This window comes from Coleofasciculus sp. A1-SPW-01 (assembly GCF_040217205.1).
In the GTDB taxonomy this organism is placed as follows: Bacteria; Cyanobacteriota; Cyanobacteriia; order Cyanobacteriales; family Coleofasciculaceae; genus Coleofasciculus; species Coleofasciculus chthonoplastes_A.
Window position 1 is genome coordinate 1 of the sequence record NZ_JAVJNP010000225.1, and the last position, 5648, is coordinate 5648.

Annotated in this window: 3 protein-coding genes; all 3 read left to right on the forward strand. The window is 45.5% G+C overall.

Annotation, left to right across the window (positions count from 1 at the left end; all coding sequences use genetic code 11):
* Positions 1-433 precede the first annotated feature (433 nt).
* The 3 genes from RH949_RS31900 to RH949_RS31910 all read left to right on the forward strand — a co-directional run bounded on the left by RH949_RS31900 (position 434) and on the right by RH949_RS31910 (position 5252).
* Complete coding sequence (locus RH949_RS31900) at positions 434-1768, forward strand: AAA-like domain-containing protein (protein WP_446358869.1); 1335 nt, start codon at positions 434-436, stop codon at positions 1766-1768.
* Positions 1769-2060: 292 nt separating this feature from the next.
* Positions 2061-4370, forward strand: coding sequence for a CHASE2 domain-containing protein (locus tag RH949_RS31905; RefSeq protein ID WP_446358871.1), 2310 nt, complete (start codon positions 2061-2063; stop codon positions 4368-4370).
* Positions 4371-4547: 177 nt separating this feature from the next.
* Complete coding sequence (locus tag RH949_RS31910) at positions 4548-5252, forward strand: DUF928 domain-containing protein (protein WP_446358873.1); 705 nt, start codon at positions 4548-4550, stop codon at positions 5250-5252.
* Positions 5253-5648: the final 396 nt, after the last annotated feature.

Sequence of the window (5648 nt, forward strand, 5' to 3'; positions counted from 1 at the left end):
TGTCGCTCTCCCCAAAATAAGCTGTCATGCATTTAAATTGGGTATTAGTAGCGAGTAAGATGCTTGATGTAGCGAGCAAGATGCTTGATGTAGCGAGCAAGATGCTTGATGTAGCGAGCAAGATGCTCGCACTACGGCAAGCTATTATTGATATTAAGGTTTAAATACCGAACAGCTTATTCGTTAAGCGTTGCGCTGTCTTCGCTATAAAGGTTCGCATCGTTGACTCAAGCTACGTTCATTTTAATCATTGGATTATAAATGATAGTCTAGTTGAATAGAGTTATGGTACTGGACTGACACAGCTAAAATGGTGGGATAGATTTTGGTGATTTTCTGGGCGCACAACCTGCGCCCCTACAGTTATAATCCACCCAATTAGGTGTGCCACGCCACTACAATTTTGATGATTATTGAATACCTCTAGCTGTTTATGTCGTGGGATACATTTTTACAACAAATTGCAGATTGTCAGGGTATATTTGATGCCGATGATAGACAGGTGTTTTGTTGGCGCTTTGCGGAACAGAATTGGGCAGAACTTGATGCCAAAATTGCTGACAATTTACATATCAGTGAGGCGACGCTGCAACGACGAATGGGACGAATTTATGCGACATTTGCCCATTCTTGTCCGGCGCTGAATACGGAGAAAAAGGGTAAATTTAAGCGCTTGCGAGACTGGTTAAAGCGAGAGTATGTGCGATATCAACAGCATGGAGAACAACTGAGAAATTTAGAGACAGATTCTGGTGCGATCGCGACTCCTCTTTGTCAAGATCGTTATATTGAACCGGGGATTCTGCCTACCTGTTACCAGGAAATCCTGAAGCCGGGATGTTTACTGCGGATTAAAGCGCCGTGGAAGATGGGGAAAACGGAATTGATGTCACGGGTGTTGAATTATGCGGCGGATCAGGGTTATCGCGCAGTGAGTTTGAATCTGCGGGATGCAACGGCGACGGATTTTCAAGATTTGAATCGATTTCTGCAATGGTTCTGTACCAGTGTGACGCTGAGTCTGAACCAAGAATCATTGTCAGATAATCCAGTTGCTGAACATTGGCAGAAGAGTATTGGCAATAGTAAGAATAAGTGTAAGACGTATTTTGAAAAGCATCTGTTACCCGGAGACAGTTGTCTGGTTTTGGGGTTAGATGAAGTGGATCGAATTTTTCCGTATCCAGAAATCGCGGGGGAGTTTTTAGGGATGCTGCGAACGCGACATGAGGAGGCAAAAACGCGCCCAATTTGGGGTAAGTTGCGCCAGGTTTTAGTGTATACGGAAGATTATCGCGAACTGGATATTAATCAGTCACCATTTAATACGGGACTTCCGATCGCGTTACCGGAATTGAGTCGGGAACAGGTGCAAGCGTTGGCACAAGATTATGGATTGGATTGGCAAATTGATCAGGTGAATCGGTTAATGGCGATGGTGGGGGGACAGCCTTATTTGGTTCAAGAGGCGATGAAGCAAATTGGACAAAAGTTGGTGACATTGGAGGAGGTTTTGGCAACGGCGGCGACTCCTAGGGGAATTTATCGGGATTATTTGCTGATGTATGGACAAAAGTTACATCAATCGCCGGAGTTGGTGGCGGCGTTTAATCAGGTTGTTGGTGTTAATCATTCGGTGAGATTGAATCTGGAGGTGGCGGATGTTTTGGAGAATTTGGGGTTGGTTCGGTGGGAAGGGGATGGCGTTAGTCCTCGTTATGAGTTGTTTCGTCGGTATTTTGAGAGTCGGATTGAATCGGGGGGTTAGGGATTGTTTGATTTGATGTTGTGGGGAGAGAGTTTATGTTTTTTTAACGCAGAGGAACGCAGAGGTTTACGCAGAGGAACGCAGAGGGGGTGAGTGGATGGGGGGACAGGTTTTAGGGGGTTGGAGATGGAGTTGGGTTTGATGTTTAGGATTAGATGACGAATAATGAGAAATAAAAAATTATAGACAACCAATTTATCGGTGTAATCAGTGTGACTAACTTCTCAGATCCCTACCCCAATCTCTCTAATAAATCAGTGAAATCAGTGTTTTGACAAATGACAAATGACAAATGACAAATGACGACTATCAAGTAGGTGGCGCTTTACCTCTGGATGCGAGGAATTATGTGGTTCGGGCGGCGGATCAAGAACTTTTTCAGGGATTGAGGGGGATGCGGTTTTGTTATGTGCTGAATTCTCGTCAGATGGGGAAGTCGAGTTTGTTGGTGCGGACGATGAAACGCTTGCAAGATCAGGGGTTCGCTTGTGTGGAAATGGAAATGCGGGATATCTGTAGTTTTCAAATTACTCAGGAGGAGTTTTATGGCACAATGGTGAGTCATTTGGTGAGTGGGTTTGAGTTGGATCTGGATGAGGGGGAGTGGTGGTATCGGTATGGGTATTTGTCTCCCTTTGATCGGTTCAGTAAATTCGTTGATGAGGAGGTTTTGGGTAGGGTTGCGGGTAAGATTGTTATTTTTATTGATGAAATCGATAGTATTCTGAATTTAGAATTTAAGGATGATGTATTGGGGTTTATCCGTACTTGTTATAATAAACGGGCAACTCAGCAGAAATACCAGCGTTTAACGTTTGCGTTGTTGGGAGTGGCGACGCCTTCGGATTTGATTGCGGATAATCAGCGCACGCCGTTTAATATTGATAGTTTGGCGATTGAGTTAAAGGGGTTTACACGGGAAGAGGCGAAACCTTTAGTTGGGGGATTAGAGGGAAAGGTTCCTCATCCTGATGCGGTACTTCAAGCTATATTAAATTGGACAGGAGGACAACCGTTTCTGACGCAAAAGGTATGTCGGTTGGTGTGTCAAACAGTTGGGGAAGAGAGGCACATTGATTACTTGACTAAACCCGCCCTTCTCAGGGGAAACTATTCCCAATCCCTTGTGGATCAGGTGGTCCGATCGCACATTCTCGATAACTGGCTGTCTCAGGATCATCCTGAACATCTGCGGACGATTCGCGATCGCGTCTTGTCTGGATATCAAGATAGTCAACGGGTATTAACGCTGTATCACCGGATACTCAAACGCAAGAAAGTTCCGGCTGATGAGAATAATTTGCAGCAGCAATTACGGTTATCGGGGTTAGTGGTGAAGCGGGGGGGACAGTTGCAGGTGGCGAATCGGATTTACGCCTCGGTTTTTGATCGCCATTGGGTGAATCAACAGCTTCAGCCGATTCCCTCTCCCTCGCTATCCCTTCCCTGGTGGCGGGTAATCGCCGCGACGGTGGGGGTAACAGTATTGGTGATGGGAATGCGATCGCTTGGCGTATGGCAATCTTGGGAATTCCAGACGTTTGATTGGTTTGGGCGATCGCGTCAACGGGAGGAACCCGATCAACGGTTGTTGCTGGTGCAGATTACTCGGCAGGATATCGCCAACTTAGGCAATGAATATCCACTGCATGATCGCACAATGCGGCAATTATTACAAGCCTTAGACCAATATCAGCCCCAACTTATCGGCTTAGATATCTATCGTGACCGACCTGAAGGCAAAGGTCAAGCAGAATTAATTGAGTATCTCAAAACGCGCGATCGCGTGATTCCGATTTGTACCCATCCCAATCACAATGATCCCGAAGGTATCTCACCACCCCCAGACATTCCCCGCCAGCGTTTGGGATTCAGTGATGTGATTACCGATTCCGATAGCATTGTTCGCCGTCATCTTTTAGCCATGAATCCGCCTCAACCTTCCAACTGTTCCGCCTACTATGCTTTTAGTTCCCAAATCGCCCTGCGTTATTTACAGAATCAGGGTTTTTCTGTTGAGTTTCCCACCGCCAAACAATGGCAAATTGGCGGAATTCGCTTCAAGATTCTCAACCAGAACCCTGGATTTTATACCGCCTCCCAAGTCAAAGGACACCAAATCCTGCTCAACTATCGTCGCACCAAGGAAATTGCCCCAACAGTAACCCTGACTCAGGTACTCAATCATCAAGTGAATCCCGCCTTAATTCAAGACAAAATTATTTTAATTGGCGTGACTGATCCCAGTGTCAAGGATTACTTTAAAACACCAGATAATCAAGATATTCGCGGCTTATACCTTCACGCCCATAAAATCAGTCAACTGATTAGCGCCGTTGCGGATAAACGTCCCATACTTCAATTTCCCCCCTGGTGGATAGAGAGTCTTTGGATTGGAACTTGGGCATTATCAGCCGGACTGATAAATTGGCGGATTTCCGGCTTAGTCTATCGAGTAATCGCCAGCGGAATTATTCTAATTAGTATTGGGGGAGTTAGCTTTATTATTTTTATCACGCTTCATTTTTTTCTTCCTATGACTCCATCTATTTTTGCCTATCTAATCACCAATATATTCTTATGGAAACGCCAATCTATATAACTCTAAATCCAATTAACATTAATCTAAAAGCCATGAATATTAACCCAACCCAACCCCAAGCAACATTGATAGAACATCAATTACGCCTACCCCTCTGCGCCCTCTGCGTTAACCTCTGCGCCCCTCTGCGTTAAAAAAACACCCAACCACCCAACCTCAAACCCGGAGAAAAAAACAATGATTTCCCCAAACCTTCCACTCATTCTTTCCTTAATTCTGATCACCTCCACCCCAATCAATCAAACCCCACCCGCCACCACCGATCCACCCAAACCCCCAGACAGCGAACCCGCCGAAGAACGAAATCCCGGTGGAACTCGTGGTTCCTGTGAAAAAACCGATCAACCCTTTACCCCCTTATTACCCCTAACGAATGGGGAATTTTCCGGCTACACTCTTAGCGGATATCCTACGCTTTGGTTATACATTCCCTATCAAACAAGTAGCCTAGAGTCTGGTAAATTTACCATAGAAGACGAACAGCAAAATACCATCTACCGACAGGAATTTTCTCTACCCCAAACTCCCGGTTTAATTCAGATTAGTCTACCCAAAACCGCGCCCCCCTTAGCCCCAAATCAACGCTACACCTGGAAACTCATGCTCTATTGTACCTCTTCCGGATCATCCATGCGCGATCGCGTTTGGCATCAGGGATGGGTAAAACGGCTGGATAACCAAGACTTAGAGACACAGATACAACAAGCGGCTTTATCCCAGCAGATTGACCTATTAATTGAACATAATCTTTGGTATGATCTGCCCCAGGATATCTCCCCGCTTCGTCGTCTCCCCTCAACCTGGGAAACCCTATTAAAATCAATGGGTTTAGAGGATTTACCACGAGATGCGATCGCGGGTGACGTTGAAGCGATAGATTAATTTGTCATTTGTCATTTGTCCTTTGTGCTTTGTTTAATTGTAGGGTGGGTTAGGCGGTATTAAATTCTGCCAATAACCGTTTAATCCTCTATCCGCCGTAACCCACCAATCCTTTGGATACTATTCATGCTCAAGGGTTGGGAGAGGGGGGTTTTGTTCACAGGTTATTGGTGGGGAGGGCGGGTTTTGTTGTTTCGTTAGTGGTGACTAGCTGAATTGATTTCCTAAACCCGCCCCTACAATTGTCCCTAAACGCGCCCCTACGATTTGATATTATTTAATTGTTTATCTGTTTGTTAACCAGGCTGAATAATTATGAAATTGTTCCCCTTCTCCCTTGATGGGAGAAGGGGTTAGGGGATGAGGGTGAAGTGGGGAGGGCGGGTTTTGTTGTTT